The organism is Niveispirillum sp. FG156 (assembly GCF_057809555.1).
This window is the reverse complement of the sequence record NZ_JBMDKE010000026.1, coordinates 26,721-43,101: the sequence shown is the minus strand read 5'-3', so window position 1 is coordinate 43,101 and position 16,381 is coordinate 26,721. Positions and strand designations below refer to the sequence as shown.

The window sequence follows — 16,381 nt, the reverse complement described above, 5'->3', positions numbered from 1 at the left end:
CTTTTTCATTGGCGCCGGGTGGCGATGCTTCGCGAGTTCCTGATCAGCCTGCGCACACGCTGCGCACCCGCCTTCGTTCGGCTGGGATACCGCTATGCCGCCGTTGCCTGCGTGGGGCGTGCGGCCCGTTGCGCCGCCGCGTGGGCCCCGCATCAGGAAAGCACGCGGCGGCGCATCCTGACCGCCATGGCGGAGGCTCCGGCGGGCCGCAACACCGCGGTGATCCTAGGCGCTGGCCCTTGTCTGGACCTGCCCATGGCGGAACTGCTGTCACGGTTCCGGCGTGTGCTGCTGGTCGATATCGCCCACCCCCCTGCCGCACGCGAACTGGCCCGCCGTCATACGGCCATCGAACTGCTGGATTACGATTTGACGGGGGTGGCAATCGCCCTTGCCAATGACGGCACGCAGGCCCCCCCTACCCCCTCCTGTACCGTCTGTCAGGATGATGGCGATGTCGGGCTGGTCGTATCCGCCAATCTGATCTCGCAATTACCGCTGGTGCCGCTTCGCCAGGTGGACAAGCGCTGGCCCAGCACCGACCTGCCTTCCTATGCCCGCGCCATCATCAGGGCCCATATCGATCATCTGCGCGGATTTGACTGCCCGACCCTGCTGATCGGCGATGTACAGCGGCGGGTCATCGATCCTGATGGACGGGTGACGGAGATGGAGGACCCTCTGTTTGGGGCCGACCTGCCGGCAGGGGAAATGGAGTGGGACTGGACGGTGGCGCCGGTGGGTGAACTGTCCAACGGTTGGTCCATCATCAACCGCGTCCGCGCCGTACGGGTCGATCGCGCCTACTGCGTGGCGTCGTAACGCGCCATGATGGCGTCATAGGTGCCGTCGGTCTTTACCCGGCGCAGCGCGTCGTTGAACCGGGCCACCAGGGCCGGGTCGCGGAAAGCGGCACAATAAAGGTTGGGCGGGAACAGCCGGTGCTCCACAATTGGCAGGCTGCGGACAGGATCACCACCCGCCGCCAGCACCTGCCCGATATGATATTGCAGCACCCGCGACTCGCCAATCAGCACATCATAGCGACCAAAGAGCAGCCCCTTGGCCTGCAGGGCCTGCACGGGCTCCTCCCGGTAATCCTCCGACTGTGCCACGGCTGCGGCAAATTCAGTGCCCAGCACCTTGGACGCCCGCTGAAAGGCCAGCACCCGCAGCCCCTTAAGATCGCCGGGGGTTTCAAGCTGGATACTGCGCGATATCAGGGTGATCGCCACGTTGCGATAGGTGATGTAGCTGTCGGTCAGGGTCAGTCCGTCCGGCGGCGAACCCACCACAGGCGCGAAGCCATCGATCGTCCCCTCCCCCGCCGCCAGTGCCAGACGGGCATTGGAACCGATATAGGGCTCCATCTCCATCCCAGCGGCGGTGAAGATGACGGATAGCAGCTCATACTCCACCCCGCGCAGTTTCCCGTCCGGCGCCGTTTCCACCAGGGGTGCCGCCTCCCGCAGGCCGAACCGCACCTTTTCCGCCCGCGCCGTGAGGGCACAGGACAGAAACAGCATGCAGATCAGGGGCAGCATAAAATGCCGGCGCATGGGATGAACCGTTGCGGAAGGCCTGAAAGGATTAACCTTTACCAGCCTAACAAATTGCAGCGGCGAAGGAATGCGCGCAGGGGGATAGGATCGGCCTTACTGGGATGGGCGGCCATTCAGCTTCGCGGCCAGATCGGGCGCAATCGGCTGTGGCAGGAAGGCGGAGATATTGGAGCGACCGCTGTTTCCAAGCGGTGCCTTCCCCGTGACGGAGCCGGGTACGGCAAGGACAAGCCGGAACAATTGTCCCCTGATTTCCCGCCAGTCACCCGTGGACAGCCCCAGATTTAGCATCAGCAGATGCACGCGGGCGTGCTGCCACCAATCCATCTGGCCCAGGATATGGGCACGCTCCAACGCTGCCCATGCGGTGGCGACATCCCCGCCAGCCCGCGCCCGGCGATAGGAGACAAGTTCGTCTTCCACCAGGGCGCGGAGGTCCGGCATGCTACTTGGCCAGGATGTAAAGGCCGCGCTGGCCTTCCATCGGCTTGAACTTTTCCGTGATGCCCAGCACCGTTTCAGCACCGCCAAGGTAAAGCACGCCATCCGGCGGCAGCAGCTTGGCCATGGATTCCAGCACCTTGCCCTTGGTCGGCTGATCAAAATAGATCAGGACGTTACGGCAGAAGATGACATCGAACTGGCCCAGCGGGGTCAGGTCGGTCAGCAGGTTGTATTCGCGGAACTGAACCTTGTTGCGGATCTCGTCATTCAGCTGCCACTTGTCGCCCACCTGCTTGAAATACTTCACCAGATGGGTGATGGGCAGGCCGCGCTGCACCTCGAACTGGGTGTAGAGACCGGCCTTGGCCTTGTTGACCATTTCGCCCGACAGGTCGGTGCCGATGATCTCGATCCGCCAACCGGCCAGCTTCGCCCCTTCCTCGTTCAGCAGCATGGAAAGCGAATAGGCTTCCTGGCCGGACGAGCAGGCGGCGGACCAGATGCGGATGGTCCGCTTGGCGGCACGGCTGGCCAGCAACGCCGGCAGCACCACCGCCTTGAACTGGTCAAATGGCTTTTGGTCGCGGAAGAACGAACTTTCGTTCGTGGTCATTGCCTCCGTGATGTCGCGGAGCAACGCCTCATCCCGCTTGCTGCGCACAGCGGCGGCCAGTTCATCCAGCCCTTTCAGACTCCATTTGCGGGCAACCGGCATCAACCGGCTTTCCAGCAGATAGGCCTTGTCGGGGGTCAGGACCAGACCCGACCGCTGCCTCAGCAGGGTGCAGAACATATCGAAATCTTCGACCTTCATGCTGCCTGCCTCAATGCGATCTTACGAATGTAAGGCCCGATTTCCTTCAATGGCAAGACGGCACTGCACAGCCCCGCGTTCGCCACCGCCCCCGGCATGCCCCACACCACCGAGGAAGGTTCATCCTGGCCCAGCACGGCACCACCGGCCTGGACAACCACTTCGGAACCACGCTGCCCGTCATGCCCCATGCCGGTCAGAATGGTCACCAACACCCGCTTGCCATAGGCCCGGACGATGCTGCGCAACATCGGGTCCACGGCGGGACGGCAGAAATTCTCCGGCGGGTCCTTGGTCAGGGTCAGACAATTCTGCCCGTTCTTCTGAACCACCAGCATATGGAAATCACCTGGTGCCACATAGGCGCGGCCACCCACAATCACTTCGCCTTCCTTGGCCTCCGCGCACTGCACGCCGCATTGGCGGGTGATGTGCTCGGCCAGGATGGTGGTGAAGGTGGCGGGCATGTGCTGGGTGATCAGGATCGGCTGCTTCACATCCTTCAGATGGCTCAGCACTTCAAACAGGGCCTGCGGCCCCCCCGTCGAACTGCCGATGGCCAGGATGTCGGGCCGGAAATCCGGCAGCGGACGCAGCGTGACCGGCCCCGGCTCCGGCTTGGGCCGGATGGGCGTGGCCAACGTGAAGCTGGTGGTCGGCGCGACATTGCCGACGGGCGCCGGGCGCGGCATGGGCGACGCGCCCGGCGTGGCCGGGGCCGCAGCAGCCTGACCCTTGCGCGGGTCGGCCTTGCGCGCGGCCATGCCCAGGGCCTTCACCTTTTCCGTCAGTTCCCGTTTGAAATCATCAGCGCTGGTCAGTTCGCGTGTGGATGACGGCTTGGGGATGTAATCCGCCGCACCGGCCTTCAGCGCGCGCAGGCTGATATCCGCGTTCTTGGCGGTCAGGGTCGATGCCATGACGATCTTGACGTGCGGATCGACATTCAGCAGGTGCGGCAGGGCCGACAGCCCGTCCAGCACCGGCATCTCAATATCCAGCACGATGACGTCGATGGTCTGCCGCTGAAGCGTATTGATCGCCATCTGCCCATTGGCGACGGAGGCGACCACCTTAACCTCCGGGTCACCCTCCAGCGAACGGGTCAGCAGGCCGCGGATGACGGCACTGTCATCCACCACCATGACCCGGTAGGGCTCTGTTCCGGTCGGTGCCGTGGCCGGCGCCGTCTTTCCGGGAAGCTCGTTCATTGCCTGCAATCCCGGACAGCCTCAGAGGAGGCCGACCTGCTGGAACTTGGTTTGGATGATGTCGCTGTCGAACGGCTTCATGATGTACTCATTCGCACCGGCCGACAGGGCTTCCTGGATATGGGCGAGATCGTTTTCCGTAGTGCAGAAAACGACCCTGGGGGTATCCCCGCCCGTCATCTTGCGCAGCCGGCGCAGGAACTCGATGCCGGTCATCACCGGCATGTTCCAGTCCAGCAGGATCGCGTCAGGCATCCGCTTGGCGCAATATTCCATGGCCTGCTTGCCATCCTCCGCCTCATCACAGGAGAAGCTGAGTTCTTCCAGAATCTTGCGCGCTACCTTGCGGACAACGCGGCTGTCATCGACGACCAGACAGGACTTCATCAACGGACCTCGATTGCCGGGAGCGGGTTAGGCCGCTTCGATGTTAGCAAAGTTCAGCAGCTTTGAGACATCGAGAACGACGAGCAGGTTCTCTTTCAGGCGATAAATACCTGTGGAGATCTCCCGCCAGCGCGGATCAAGGGTTGCCGGATGACGTTCGAAGTCATCCGAGGACAGCGAAAGCACCTCACCGACATTGTCGACCATCAGGGAATACAACTCCCCCTTATGGTCCACCACGATGCTCATCACCGGCTTGCCATCGGCCGGACGGGGCGGAAGGCCCAGACGCAGACGCACATCAATGGCGGTAACGATGCGACCGCGCAGGTTCAGCGAACCGGCAACCTCTGGCGGGGCCAGCGGAATGCGGGTGATCTTCTGCGGACCCAGGACGTCCTGGACCTGCAGCACCGGGATGCCGAACAGCTGGTTCGCGATAGTCGCCGTGACGAAATCCTCGTTCTTCACGGTGGCGATTTCCTGGGAACCAGCCTTTTTAACGGCGGGGAGACGGGCACTCATGCGGCACCTTTCTCGGCAATGGTCTGCTGCAGGGTGAGGAGGAGAGCCTCACGGTCGAACTTGGCAACGTAATCATTGAAGCCGGCCTGACGGCCACGCTCCAGATCGCGCGGGGCGGCATGGCTGGACAGGGCCACCATCGGCGTCCCGGACCAGCGGGCCGACGCACGGACCGCCTGGGCAAAATCCAGACCGCTCATGCCCGGCATTTCAATGTCGGAGACGATAACATCGAAATCTTCACCCGACTCGCTGAGCGCCAGCGCCTCGTCGGCACTTTCGACAGCCGTGACGTCGTAACCGGAAACGGTCAGCAACGGCGTCAGCAGGTTGCGGAAGAACGGGCTGTCATCGACCAGCAGCACGCGATGCTGGCGCTCATCCTCGAAGCTTTCATGGGCGTTACCGAACCAGTCCCTGAAGGCCCGGGTCAGGTAGAAGCCGGCATCGATGACGTCGGTCGCCTTGTTGGCGATGATGGCGGAGCCCAGGAAGCCCTGACGTTCCGTCCCCAGCTCGACCTGCAGGCGATCCTCGACGATGTCGACGATCTCGTCCACGACCAGACCCATGGACCGGTCGCCATCGGCGAACACCACCACGGGCTGGCGCTTGTCGCGGGTGATCTTCCAGTTCGGGTCGATCGGCACCAGCGGCATGAGCTTGCCACGGTACTGCACCACCGGCTCGCCGTTGGACAGTTCGACCAGATTGAGATCGACATCCTCCAGGCGGGCGACCAACGACAGCGGCACGGCCTTCGGACCGCCATCCCCGGCACTGAACAGCAGCAGGGCCATCTTGTCGTCCTCGCGGCGGGCGGACTTCGCCACTTCCTGCGCGGCGGTCTGGGCATTGTCGGCACTGCCGCCCATGGAGCCAGACGCCGTGGCAATGCCGTTGGGGTCCAGGATCATGATCACCGAGCCATCGCCCAGGATCGTGTTGCCGGAGAACAGCTCGATATGGCGCAGGATCGGTGCCACCGGCTTCACCACGATTTCTTCGGTATCGAAGACGCGGTCGACGATGATACCGAACGTGTAGTTGCCGACCTGGCTGACAACGATGAACGTCTCGCGCTTGTCGTCATCGTCTGCAACGCCCAGCTTCAGCAGGTTCTGCAGGCTGACCAGCGGCAGCAGGCGGTTGCGCAGGCGCAGAACCGGGGCGCCGTTGATCCGCTCGATCTTGTGCTCGCTGTCGCTGGCGGCGCGCACCAGCTCGATGACGCTGATCTGCGGGACGGCGAAGCGTTCAGACGCGCACTCGACAATCAGGGCCGAGACGATGGCCAGGGTCAGCGGGATCTTGATAGTGAAGGTCGTGCCACGGCCTTCGACCGACCGCATCTCAATGGTGCCGCCAATCTTCTCGATGTTGGTCTTCACCACATCCATGCCCACGCCACGGCCCGACACGGACGTAACCTTGGCGGCGGTGGAGAAGCCAGGCTTGAAGATGAACTGCTGGATCTGCTGATCCGCCATCTGGGCCAGTTCCGACTCGGTCGCCAGACCGTTCTGGATAATCTTGGCCTTGATCTTGGAGAGCGCGAGACCGCGGCCATCGTCCGCGATCTCGATGATGATGTGACCGCCCTCGTGATAGGCGTTCAGGGTGATGCGGCCCGTTTCCGACTTGCCGGCGGCAACGCGGTCGGCGGGGATTTCCAGACCATGGTCGCCGGAATTGCGGACCATGTGGGTCAGCGGGTCCTTGATCAGTTCCAGGACCTGACGGTCCAGTTCCGTCTCGGCACCCAGCATCTGCAGCTCAATCTTCTTGTGAAGTTCGTGGCTGAGATCGCGAACCAGGCGCGGCAGCTTGGCCCAAGCATTGCCGATGGGCTGCATGCGCGTCTTCATGACGCCTTCCTGCAGCTCCGACGTCACATGGTTCAGGCGCTGCAAGGGGGCCGCAAACTCGCTGTCCTTCTGCGAGCGCAGGATCTGCAACAGCTGGTTACGGGTCAGCACCAGCTCGGAAACCATGGTCATCAGGTTTTCCAGCAGGTCCACATGCACGCGGATTGTCTGCTGGGCCAGCGCGCTTTCCTTGGACTCGCCGCGCACATCGTCATGCGGCTCGGTGCGGGGCGGCGGGGGAGGCGGCGGGGGGGGGGCAGCCTCGACCACGGGGGCCGGCGCTTCCACCTTGGCCACAGGGGCCGGGGTCGGCGGCGGCGGCGGCGGGGGGGCGGCGGGGGCCAGCGTATGCGTCAGGTGCGCCGGGACAGGCGTGAACAGCTCTTCGGGGTCGTTTACCGGCGCGGCAGCCACCGGGGCCGGCGCGGCGGCGGCGCCGGCCTTCGGCACTTCCTTGCCCTCGGCCATGGCATTCAGCCGGTCGATCAGGTCCTGATCACCACCCGGCGGCTCCGCCTCGGTCGCTTCCAGAACGGAAAGGATGCCCTTGATCGTGTCCAGCGATTCGAGGATCAGCGACACGGCGTAGGGGGAAACATGCAGCTCGCCGTCGCGGAACTTGCCCAGCACGTTCTCGCCGGCATGCGCCACCGATTCCAGCCGGGGCAGCCCCAGGAAGCCGCAGGTGCCCTTGATGGTGTGAACCAGACGGAAGATGTTCGACAACAGCCCCGGATCGTTGGGGTTCTGCTCCAGCTTCACCAGCTCGACGTCGAGGACGGCGAGGTTCTCATTGGTCTCAGTGAGGAATTCACTCAGCAGATCATCCATGGTCCACGCCCCGTTTCGGGAAATCCCAGTTTCCGCGTCATACGCCGGTCTTCAGTCCGGTGAAGAGCCCTTGTACGCGCCCGGCCGACCGTCGGCCAATGAAGAGTGTCGGAATTCGGTTAGAATCGTTGTGTCATGTGGGAATTGATGGCCTGTCGGACATGGCTTTGGCAAGGGGAACATTACCTCTTTTCGGTTAGGTTCGGCCATTAGGATATGACACGCCCCAGAACAAGCCACCCCAGCCCCGCTCCCGGTGTGGTTGAACAGTTGCCAAAGCGCATCATCGCCCCTGATCCGAAGGGAAAATCACTCCTGGCCAGCCCGGATTCGGAACTGCACCTCTCCTCCCCCCGGCCCTCCTCCGACGGGATTTTCCACGCCGAATGACAATCCATAGGCCTTGGCCAAAAGGGGAGTGGCATGGGAGAGGACGGAGCGAGGTCCAAGCTCCGTCTCCGCGACCTGTCCGGCCAGCGCCGGCACCATTTCCGGACGCAGTGCGCAGCCGGTGCCGGTGGCCACAACCCGGATGCCGCCATCATCGCCCGTCACCCGAACCGAACCACCGCGCGGCAACGCCTCTTCCGCCAGCAGGGCGGCCAGCAGGGCAGTCTTCAACAGGCCGGGCACCGGATCGAACGACGTGGCGGTCCATTCCAGCCGGACCTTGCCGCCCCGGAACCAGCCTTCCAAGGCTGCACGGGCATCGCCAACCGATAGCGACTGCCCGCCCGCCGCACCCAGCGCCACGCGATAAAGCCGCAGCCGGGCAGCGGCAGTCTCCGCGCTGTCGGCGATCAGGTCCAGCGCCTCGCCGCCGCTGTCACCGCCTTCATCCAGCAGTTCGACACCATTATTGATGGCCCCGACCGGTCCCACCAGATCATGGCACAGGCGGGAGCAGAGCAGCTCCACAGCCCGAATTCCCAAGCTCATCCGCATCCTCAGCGCTGGGGCACTGCCCCTCCCCCGCCGGGGATGGCGTGCCATGTCACCGGCGGGTAGGATAGGCTGGCGCCACCCAACTGGAAACCATTCAAATGTCCGACATCCTGGCTCCCGGCATTTTTGTCCGCCACCCGTCCCAGCCCGACTGGGGACTGGGGCAGGTGCAGTCCGTGGTTGGCCAGCGGGTGACGGTGAATTTCGAACATGCCGGCAAGCTGCTGATCAATGCCGCTGCCATATCGCTGGATATTGTGGACCCGGACGAGGAGGGGTAACCCTCACTCATCCTCCCAATAATTCACGGCGGCACCGGGCCGCGTGATCATGCGCATGCCGCTACCGACATGGGAGATGCCGATCTTACCGCTGTCAGGATAGTCGACGATGTCGGGCGACATCATGGTGCTGATGCCCAGATAGCGCAGGTCCACATCCCCATCATTGATGATCTGATGCGCGGTCGAGGCGTCGCCCGGCGGGCAGGAGACGATGTCGCCCGCTCGCAGCGGATGCTGGCCATCGCCCAGGCGCAAGGTCCCCGTCCCTTCCAAAATGATGAACAGTTCCTCGTTCACCCGATGATTATGAAAGGGAAAGGCGCGCTTGCCGGGCGGCAGCACCGTCAGCATGCAGCCCAGATGGCGCGCGCCGATCAAGGGACCGATCCGGGCGATCAATGGCGCGAACCGTTCCGCCGTCTCCCCCTTGGGCCCATGCTCAGCCGGGAAGCCATCGGGATTGAGACTGTCCAGATTGATGATGGGCACAATACCGGCATCAGCCACGGCGATCACCCCGTCATTTTGATTTTGTACTTGATTTGTTCGCAATCAAACCACAAAAAAGGCGCCCGGTCCAGGGCGCCTTCATCGTAGCCAGATAAGCGCGGACAAAGCCGCCGCTTACCACTTCCGCTCGGTCTTCAGCTGACCGCCATTCAGGGCGTCCAAGAAGCTGCCGCTGGCCTTCGGGCGCTGCGCGCGGACCATACGGGGGTTGGGCTTCTTATTAGCCTGTTCAACAACCTTGATGGCGTGGGTCGTGGCTTCATTCTCCACGCGGCGACGCACATCCTCATCCAGGGACTCAAAGGCCTGCTGCGCAAAAACCAGCGCATTTTCCGACCGGGTTTCCACAACCTGACGCAACGCATTGGCGGCCATCAGGCATTCCAGACGCTCCGGCCCTGTGACATCGTCAAGAGCACCAGCGAGAATCCCAATCGCTTCCAAGGTTTTGGGGTCGGTCAATTCCACGGACATCTAAACACGCACCCTTCAGGTACAATCACTCTCGGCTATATAGTCCCACCGTCCGCAGAAAACCGCAACAAATAGTCTGGAAACAGTGTGCCATGCGGTGGGCGCAAGGATACCGCGCGCCGGCAGCGGGTTTACACAAGGCTGCCCGGACGGCATCGTCAAGCCCATGTCGAAGCGCACCCAGACCACTACTACCATGACTAAAAAGACCACCCTGCGGGGCGGGCTTTTTGTCATGCGCGCAGTCTGACGCGAACGACAGAAGCCAGATGCCCCGCCGGGAACGGACGGGGCGGCCAATAGTGGACCAGACCCCGTCTCCGGCACAGACGATGCCAAGGAACAGGGTCCATGAATATCCGCGTTGCCCCCGAAAACCTGAACGACGCCGCTAAGCAGGCCATTTCCGTCGCCGTTGTTGGTGCCACCGGTGCCGTGGGCGTCGAAATCCGTGAATGCCTGGAAAAGTCGGGCCTGAACCTGTCGACTGTGCGGCTGCTGGCGTCCAGGCGCTCCGCCGGTCAGCGCGTGCTCTTCGCCGGTGGCGAGTTGGTGATCGAGGAACTGACCGATGACAGCTTCCAGGGCATCGACTACGCCCTGTTCTCCGCCGGCAGCGGGATTTCGAAGGAATTCGGGCCCAAGGCTGTGGCCGCCGGCGCCGTCGTCATCGACAATTCGTCCGCCTTCCGCATGGATGAGGCCATTCCCCTGGTCGTGCCGGAAGTGAACCTGGACGTGATCCCGGCACAGCCCGGCATCATCGCCAACCCCAACTGCGTGGCCATCATCGCCACCGTCCCGCTGGCCCCGCTGAATGCCCGCCACACCATCCGCCGTGTGAATATCGCCACGTATCAGGCGGCCAGCGGTGCGGGTGCGGCAGCCATGGAGGAACTGCGCCTCTCCACCGCCGCCTATCTGGCCGGCCAGCATTACGAGCCGAAGGTCCTGAAGCATCCCTACGCCTTCAACGTCTTCTCCCATAATGCCGACGTCAATCCGCAGACGGGCTACAATGGCGAGGAGGAGAAGGTGATTGAGGAGACGCGCAAGATCATGCGCCGTCCCGACCTGCATATCTCCATCACCTGCGTCCGCGTGCCCGTCCTGCGCGCCCATTCCATGGCGGTAACGGTGGAGTTTGACGAGGTGGTGAGCCCGGACGAGGTGCGCGCCATCCTGCGCGATGCGCCCGGCGTGCGGATTGTCGATGATATCGAGGCCAACCACTTCCCCATGCCTAACGAGGCGTCGGGCCAGGGTGATGTGCTGGTCGGCCGCATCCGCCGCGACCTGGGCGACCCGTCGGGCCGCTCCATCGGGCTGTTCTTGGCGGGCGATCAGTTGCTGAAGGGTGCGGCCCTGAACGCCGTGCAGATCCTGCAGCGGCTGGTCGGGTAAGGGATCGGGTGTGGTGAGGGGTGACCCTCACCCTCCCACCCGCTGACGCGGGCGGGCGAGGGGCGGAATTTTCACCCTCGCCCACGAAGGTGGGAGAGGGAGGGGCCCAAGCCGGAAGGCTTGGGAGGGTGAGGGAACAACGGCGAACACTACTGCTTCTTACCCAACAATCCCTTCAGCAGACCCTTCGCCCCATCCTTGGCCTTCAGCTTTTCCAGCGCATCTTGCGCCTTCTTGGGGTCCTTCAGGGCGGCCTTGACGGAGGAGGACAGGTCGGGGGTCCAGGAGAGATTGTCGAAGGGTCCGCGCACGCGCACCGGCACCGTGATGCCATCGACATCGATGCGCGTGGTCCCCTGCCCTTCCAGACTGCCCACCAGCTTGGGCGACAGGCGCATATCCACGCGCTTGGAGGCCAAGTTGACATTGCCCTTGCCGGCGACGCGCAGCAGCGGGGCTAGAAGGTGGAAATCCTCGGTCGCGGCGATGCCATCGGTCAGGGTGAAGGTGCCGCCCATTTCGGCAAAGTCGGTCTGCGGCGGCTCCGCACTGGCGTGGCCGATGGCGCTGCGCACGATCTGCGCCAGATTGACATCCTTTACGGCGCCATTCAGGAACAGGACAGTGCCGCCGCCGTTCAGGCTGCCGACCAGTTCCTGCTGATTGGTGCCGCTGGCCCGGATATCGATATTGGCGTCGGTGGCGCCTGACAGCTTCTCAAACCCGGCGAAACGGGTCAGCAGCGGTTCGGCCTGCACGCCCTTGGCATGCGCCGCCACGGCCAGGGCGTTCGTCTGCCGCCCGGCATCCAGCGTCAGCTTGCCACCGATGGTGCCGCCGAACAGGGCGGTGTCGGCCAGCCCGGCATTCAGCCGCCCGTCGGTCAGTTTTAAGGTCAGGGTCGTGGCCCCAACCTCCACCCCCTTCACCAGCAGCCCGGCCAATTGCAGGGTCATGTCCAGATCGGCACTTTTCAGGGCCGAAAGGTCGATGCGCTCCTTGCTCCACCCTGCCGGCCCCACCTCCGGTGCCGGTGCGGTCGGGTCGGGCGCGGCGGGGGCGGGAAGGTAGCGGTCCAGTTCCAGCTTCGGCAACGACAGGCTGCCGCCCAGCGCCGGGCGCGCGCCGTCCAGCTTCACCGACAGGTTGCCCTTCGCCGTCAGGTCGCCCGCCTTGGCGGACAGGCCGGCCAGCGCCAGACGCGACGGCGTGCCCGACAATTTGCCGGTCATGGTCAAGTCATCGACCGGCAGGTCAGACGGCACAGCCCCCGTCGCCACCTTGATCAGGTCGGCCAGGGACGTGACGGTCAGCGACAGATCACCGGACAGCGACAAGGGCGCCTCCCCCTGGCGTTCCACCTGCCCCTTCACATCCAGCCCGGTACCAGCCCCTGCCACGCGCAGCGCCATCCCGGCCTTGCCGCCCGACAGAAGCGGACGCACCGGGTCGATCCCCAGGTCCAAGGTAACGGGCGTGCCGTTCAGCAGCAGTGCTGCCTCCAGGGTCAGCGGGCCATCCAGGTCCGGCAGGGACAGGGTGACATCCACGTCGGTGGCTTCCCGCACCATGCCGGTGCGGATATCGGTGTAGCGCAGGCGGCCATCGACGATCTCCACCTCCGCCAGCGACAGGCCGGACATGAAGCCGGGGCTGGCATGATCGGCAGGGGCCGGCGCGGCGGTGAGGGCGACATCCCAGTTGGGCTTGCCCTGCTTGTCCACCGTCAGATCGATGACGGGGGCCGTCAGCACGAATTTCTCCACCTCCGCCTTGCCGCGCAGCAGCGGCATCAGGCGCAGCCGCACCGCCAGCTGCTGCACCGCCAGCAGGTCTTCACCCTGGCGGATGCCGGCGAAATGCACCTGATCGGCGGTCACGGCGATGGACGGGAAATAGGAGAGATCGACCCGACCCTTGATGGTCAGCGCCCGACCTGTCGCCGCCTCCACCTGCCTTTCCACCTCCGCCACGATGGCGCCCACGGGCACCAGAAATGGCAGCGCCACCGCCGCCCCGATGGGCAGCAGCAGCAACAGGGACAGGATGAAAGCAAATTTCCGCATGTCTGGTCCGTCTCTTCCGGAGCGGGTTGATCTTGTTGATTGCCAGTCAAGCAGCCCAACTTGCCCAAAACAAGGCCGAATACAGCATCTTTCGTGCGGGTCGGTCTTGGAGCGGCGCGCCATAGGCGCTATATCCAGCGGACGATGACCATATCCCCCGCCCCTTTGATCGATCCGTTTGGCCGCGCCATCACCTATGTGCGCGTATCGGTGACGGACCGCTGCGACTTCCGCTGCGTCTATTGCATGTCGGAGGATATGGCCTTTCTGCCCAAGGCCGACATCCTGTCGCTGGAGGAACTGGACCGGCTCTGTTCGTCCTTCGTGGCGCTGGGCACGCGCAAGCTGCGCCTGACAGGCGGGGAACCGCTGGTCCGCCGCAACATCATGGAACTGATCCGCAGCCTGGGCCGCCATGTGGCGTCGGGCGCGCTGGAAGAGCTGACGCTGACCACCAATGGCAGCCAGCTGGCCAAATATGCCGACGATCTGCGCGCCGCCGGGGTGCGCCGCATCAATGTGTCGGTCGACACGCTGGACCCTGACCGTTTCGCCGCCATCACCCGCTGGGGCCGGCTGGCCCAGGTGCTGGACGGGCTGGAGGCGGCGCGGGCCGCCGGGTTGGAGGTCAAGATCAACGCCGTGGCGCTGAAAGGCGTCAACGATCAGGAACTCGACCCTATGCTGGCCTGGTGCGGGGAAAAGGGCTTTGACCTGACCCTGATCGAGGTCATGCCGCTGGGCGACATGGATGGCAATGGCGGCGGGGCCGTGCGCGAGGAACAGTTCCTGTCGCTGCGCGATGTGCGCGCCGATCTGGAAAAGCGCTGGACCCTGGTGGATAGCACCCACCGCACCGGCGGTCCCGCCCGCTATGTCACGGTCCGGGAAACGGGCCGCCGCCTGGGCTTCATCACGCCCATGACCCATAATTTCTGCGAATCCTGCAACCGGGTCCGCGTGACCTGCACCGGCACGATGTATATGTGCTTAGGCCAGGAGGATGCGGTCGACCTGCGGACACCGCTGCGCGCCAGCACAGACGACACCCTGCTGCACGCATCCATCCGTGACGCCATCACCCGTAAACCCAAGGGCCATGATTTCATCATTGGCCGCGACCGTGGCCCCGCCGTGGGCCGGCATATGAGCGTCACCGGCGGTTGAGAAGCCGCCCACGCATAGGGTACTGTCGCTCTCTGCCGTGATACCGGGAACAACGCCTTGTCACAGACCCCCGTGCCGCTTGCCTTCGTCGCCGCCGATACGCCGGATGCGCGCGCCGCCAGGGACAGGCTTGCCGTCCGCTACGCCGGTGTTCCGCCGGAAGAGGCGGGGATCATCGTGGCGCTGGGCGGCGACGGCTTTCTGCTGGAAACCCTGCACCGCTATCTGTTCCGGGGCGTGCCCGTCTATGGCATGAACCGCGGCTCCGTCGGTTTCCTGCTGAATGATTACAGCGAAGATAGCCTGACCCGCCGCCTGATGCGGGCGCAGCGCGTGGTGCTGCATCCCCTGCGCATGAAGGCGATGACGCGGGAGGGCGTGGAGATCGAGGGCCTGGCCTTCAACGAGGTTTCCCTGCTGCGTGAGACGCGGCAGGCGGCCAAGCTGCGCGTCACGGTGGACGGGCGGGAACGGATGTCGGAACTGACCTGCGACGGGGCACTCGTCTCCACGCCCGCCGGCAGTACCGCCTACAACCTGTCGGCCCATGGCCCGATTCTGCCGCTGGGTGCCGATATCCTGGCCCTGACGCCCATCAGCGCCTTCCGCCCCCGCCGCTGGCGCGGAGCCCTGCTGCCGCATACGGCCCGCATTCAGTTCGACGTGCTGGAACCGTCCAAGCGTCCGGTCAGCGCGGTGGCCGACTTTACCGAAGTACGCGATGTGGCGCGGGTGGAAATCAGCGAAGACCGCAAGGTCGCCTGCACCCTGCTGTTCGATCCGGAAATGGCGCTGGAGGAACGCATCCTGAAGGAGCAGTTCACGCCGTAGCCCCCTACTCCGCCGCCATGCGCCCCGTGCGGTCCAGTGCGTAATCGCGCATGACGCGGACCAGCGTCGCCAGATTGGCGCGCAGTTCCGGGAACCCGGCATGGGGTTCCAGCGTCTCTTCATCCATGTAAAGCCGGCGGTCGATTTCCAGCTGCAAGGAGTTGCGACCGCGCGGCGGGCAGGAATAGCGGCGGACCAGTTCCACGCCCTTATAGGGATCGTTCAGGCGGACATTGTAGCCCATGCCCCGCAACGTGCCCACGATCAGCCGGGTGAACCCCGCCTCCGCCGTGGTGCCATCGCGGTCGCCGATCACGAAATCGGGCGATTGCCGGTCCGGGCCGATCACGAAGGACGGCATGGAATGGCAATTGATGTGATAGACGGCCCCGAACCGCCCATGCAGCGCTTCCAGGCTTTCCGACAGAAGCTCGTGATAGGGGCGCCAGTAATTCTCGATCCGGTCCTGAACGGCACCGACCGGCAAGCGTCCATCATACATGGGCACGCCGGGCCGGCAGAGATGACGGACCAGCCCCATGCCCGCCACGCTTTTGGGTGACGGGTTCACCGGTTCCGGCCATTCGCCATCCAGCATGGCGGGATCGATATCGTCTGGTGCCCGGTTCACATCGATATAGGAGCGGGGGAACAGGGCGCAGATGAAGGTGGCCCCCATGTCCGGGACCATGGAGAACAACTCATCCACATGCGTATCCTCCGCCTGGCGCAGCAGGGGGAACGGGCAGGTGAAATCGAAATCCGCCGGATAGCGCGTACCGCTATGCGGACTGTCGAACAGCAGCGGGACCGCGGGCCCGACCGGATCATGCCGGACGACCACATCATCGATCACCAAACTCATTCGGCCCCGTCTCCGGCTGCGGAAAATCGGCGATGAAGGGCCTGCGGAAATGAAACCGCCCTTTCATCGAATTGACTTGGAACCTATACCTTGGGGTCGGGGCCGGCGTCGATAGCACAGAAGACATGCCTGCCTTTGGGGGCGAACGCCAACTACAGGAGATGGCGTCACAGGCCACCCGCTGGGGAGGGAC

The 16,381-nt window shown here is 64.2% G+C and carries 17 protein-coding genes; 5 read left to right on the top strand and 12 right to left on the bottom strand.

All coding sequences use genetic code 11. The features are described 5' to 3' along the window. The first annotated feature begins 24 nt into the window (after window positions 1-24). Complete coding sequence (locus ACODSP_RS17245; RefSeq protein ID WP_488966799.1) at window positions 25-822, top strand: hypothetical protein; 798 nt, start codon at window positions 25-27, stop codon at window positions 820-822. Here ACODSP_RS17245 and ACODSP_RS17240 read toward each other — a convergent pair. The 8 genes from ACODSP_RS17240 to ACODSP_RS17205 all read right to left on the bottom strand — a co-directional run bounded on the left by ACODSP_RS17240 (window position 804) and on the right by ACODSP_RS17205 (window position 8,581). Next, window positions 804-1,559: a substrate-binding periplasmic protein gene (locus ACODSP_RS17240; protein ID WP_488966798.1), complete on the bottom strand. Its 756-nt coding sequence runs from the start codon at window positions 1,557-1,559 to the stop codon at window positions 804-806. The two genes, ACODSP_RS17245 and ACODSP_RS17240, sit on opposite strands and share 19 nt — an antisense overlap. Window positions 1,560-1,655: 96 nt before the next feature. Then, window positions 1,656-2,006, bottom strand: a complete 351-nt coding sequence (locus ACODSP_RS17235; RefSeq protein WP_488966797.1) for a DUF3703 domain-containing protein — start codon at window positions 2,004-2,006, stop codon at window positions 1,656-1,658. A 1-nt stretch (window position 2,007) separates the two neighbouring features. Then, the gene (locus tag ACODSP_RS17230; RefSeq protein ID WP_488966796.1) at window positions 2,008-2,820 is read right to left on the bottom strand and encodes a CheR family methyltransferase; all 813 of its coding nucleotides are present in this window, start codon (window positions 2,818-2,820) and stop codon (window positions 2,008-2,010) included. Beyond that, window positions 2,817-4,031, bottom strand: a complete 1,215-nt coding sequence (locus ACODSP_RS17225) for a protein-glutamate methylesterase/protein-glutamine glutaminase (RefSeq protein WP_488966795.1) — start codon at window positions 4,029-4,031, stop codon at window positions 2,817-2,819. Before ACODSP_RS17225 ends, ACODSP_RS17230 begins: the two co-directional genes overlap by 4 nt. A gap of 21 nt (window positions 4,032-4,052) precedes the next feature. Beyond that, window positions 4,053-4,418 carry a response regulator gene (locus ACODSP_RS17220; protein ID WP_054170230.1) on the bottom strand — a complete coding sequence of 122 codons (366 nt, stop codon included), beginning with the start codon at window positions 4,416-4,418 and terminating at the stop codon, window positions 4,053-4,055. 27 nt (window positions 4,419-4,445) lie between these two features. Beyond that, on the bottom strand, window positions 4,446-4,943 hold the full coding sequence (locus ACODSP_RS17215; RefSeq protein ID WP_488966794.1) for a chemotaxis protein CheW: 498 nt from the start codon (window positions 4,941-4,943) through the stop codon (window positions 4,446-4,448). After that, window positions 4,940-7,642 carry a hybrid sensor histidine kinase/response regulator gene (locus tag ACODSP_RS17210; RefSeq protein ID WP_488966793.1) on the bottom strand — a complete coding sequence of 901 codons (2,703 nt, stop codon included), beginning with the start codon at window positions 7,640-7,642 and terminating at the stop codon, window positions 4,940-4,942. The genes ACODSP_RS17215 and ACODSP_RS17210 overlap by 4 nt, the downstream gene beginning before the upstream one ends. 309 nt (window positions 7,643-7,951) lie before the next feature. Beyond that, the gene (locus ACODSP_RS17205) at window positions 7,952-8,581 is read right to left on the bottom strand and encodes a histidine phosphotransferase family protein (protein ID WP_488966792.1); all 630 of its coding nucleotides are present in this window, start codon (window positions 8,579-8,581) and stop codon (window positions 7,952-7,954) included. A gap of 104 nt (window positions 8,582-8,685) precedes the next feature. On the opposite strand from ACODSP_RS17205, the gene ACODSP_RS17200 reads away from it, so the two are divergent. After that, window positions 8,686-8,868: a DUF3553 domain-containing protein gene (locus ACODSP_RS17200; protein WP_054170234.1), complete on the top strand. Its 183-nt coding sequence runs from the start codon at window positions 8,686-8,688 to the stop codon at window positions 8,866-8,868. Between the two features lie 3 nt (window positions 8,869-8,871). Here ACODSP_RS17200 and ACODSP_RS17195 read toward each other — a convergent pair whose 3' ends face one another. Both ACODSP_RS17195 and ACODSP_RS17190 read right to left on the bottom strand, forming a co-directional pair. Next, window positions 8,872-9,378 carry a cupin domain-containing protein gene (locus ACODSP_RS17195; RefSeq protein WP_054170235.1) on the bottom strand — a complete coding sequence of 169 codons (507 nt, stop codon included), beginning with the start codon at window positions 9,376-9,378 and terminating at the stop codon, window positions 8,872-8,874. A 117-nt stretch (window positions 9,379-9,495) separates the two neighbouring features. After that, a complete protein-coding gene (locus ACODSP_RS17190; protein ID WP_488966791.1) occupies window positions 9,496-9,855 on the bottom strand; it encodes a hypothetical protein in 360 nt (119 codons plus the stop codon). Between the two features lie 351 nt (window positions 9,856-10,206). Between ACODSP_RS17190 and ACODSP_RS17185 the strand changes: the two genes are divergently transcribed. After that, entirely contained in the window at window positions 10,207-11,259 is a 1,053-nt protein-coding gene (locus ACODSP_RS17185) for an aspartate-semialdehyde dehydrogenase (RefSeq protein WP_488966790.1), read from the top strand. 149 nt (window positions 11,260-11,408) lie between these two features. On the opposite strand, the gene ACODSP_RS17180 is transcribed toward ACODSP_RS17185, so the two are convergent. Then, complete coding sequence (locus tag ACODSP_RS17180; RefSeq protein ID WP_488966789.1) at window positions 11,409-13,325, bottom strand: AsmA family protein; 1,917 nt, start codon at window positions 13,323-13,325, stop codon at window positions 11,409-11,411. A 144-nt stretch (window positions 13,326-13,469) separates the two neighbouring features. Between ACODSP_RS17180 and moaA the strand changes: the two genes are divergently transcribed. Next, the gene (gene moaA, locus ACODSP_RS17175; RefSeq protein ID WP_488966788.1) at window positions 13,470-14,492 is read left to right on the top strand and encodes a GTP 3',8-cyclase MoaA; all 1,023 of its coding nucleotides are present in this window, start codon (window positions 13,470-13,472) and stop codon (window positions 14,490-14,492) included. Window positions 14,493-14,549: 57 nt separating this feature from the next. Next, the gene (locus ACODSP_RS17170; protein WP_488966787.1) at window positions 14,550-15,323 is read left to right on the top strand and encodes an NAD kinase; all 774 of its coding nucleotides are present in this window, start codon (window positions 14,550-14,552) and stop codon (window positions 15,321-15,323) included. A gap of 4 nt (window positions 15,324-15,327) precedes the next feature. On the opposite strand, the gene ACODSP_RS17165 is transcribed toward ACODSP_RS17170, so the two are convergent. Further along, window positions 15,328-16,188, bottom strand: a complete 861-nt coding sequence (locus tag ACODSP_RS17165) for an N-formylglutamate amidohydrolase (RefSeq protein WP_488966786.1) — start codon at window positions 16,186-16,188, stop codon at window positions 15,328-15,330. Between the last annotated feature and the right edge of the window lie 193 nt (window positions 16,189-16,381).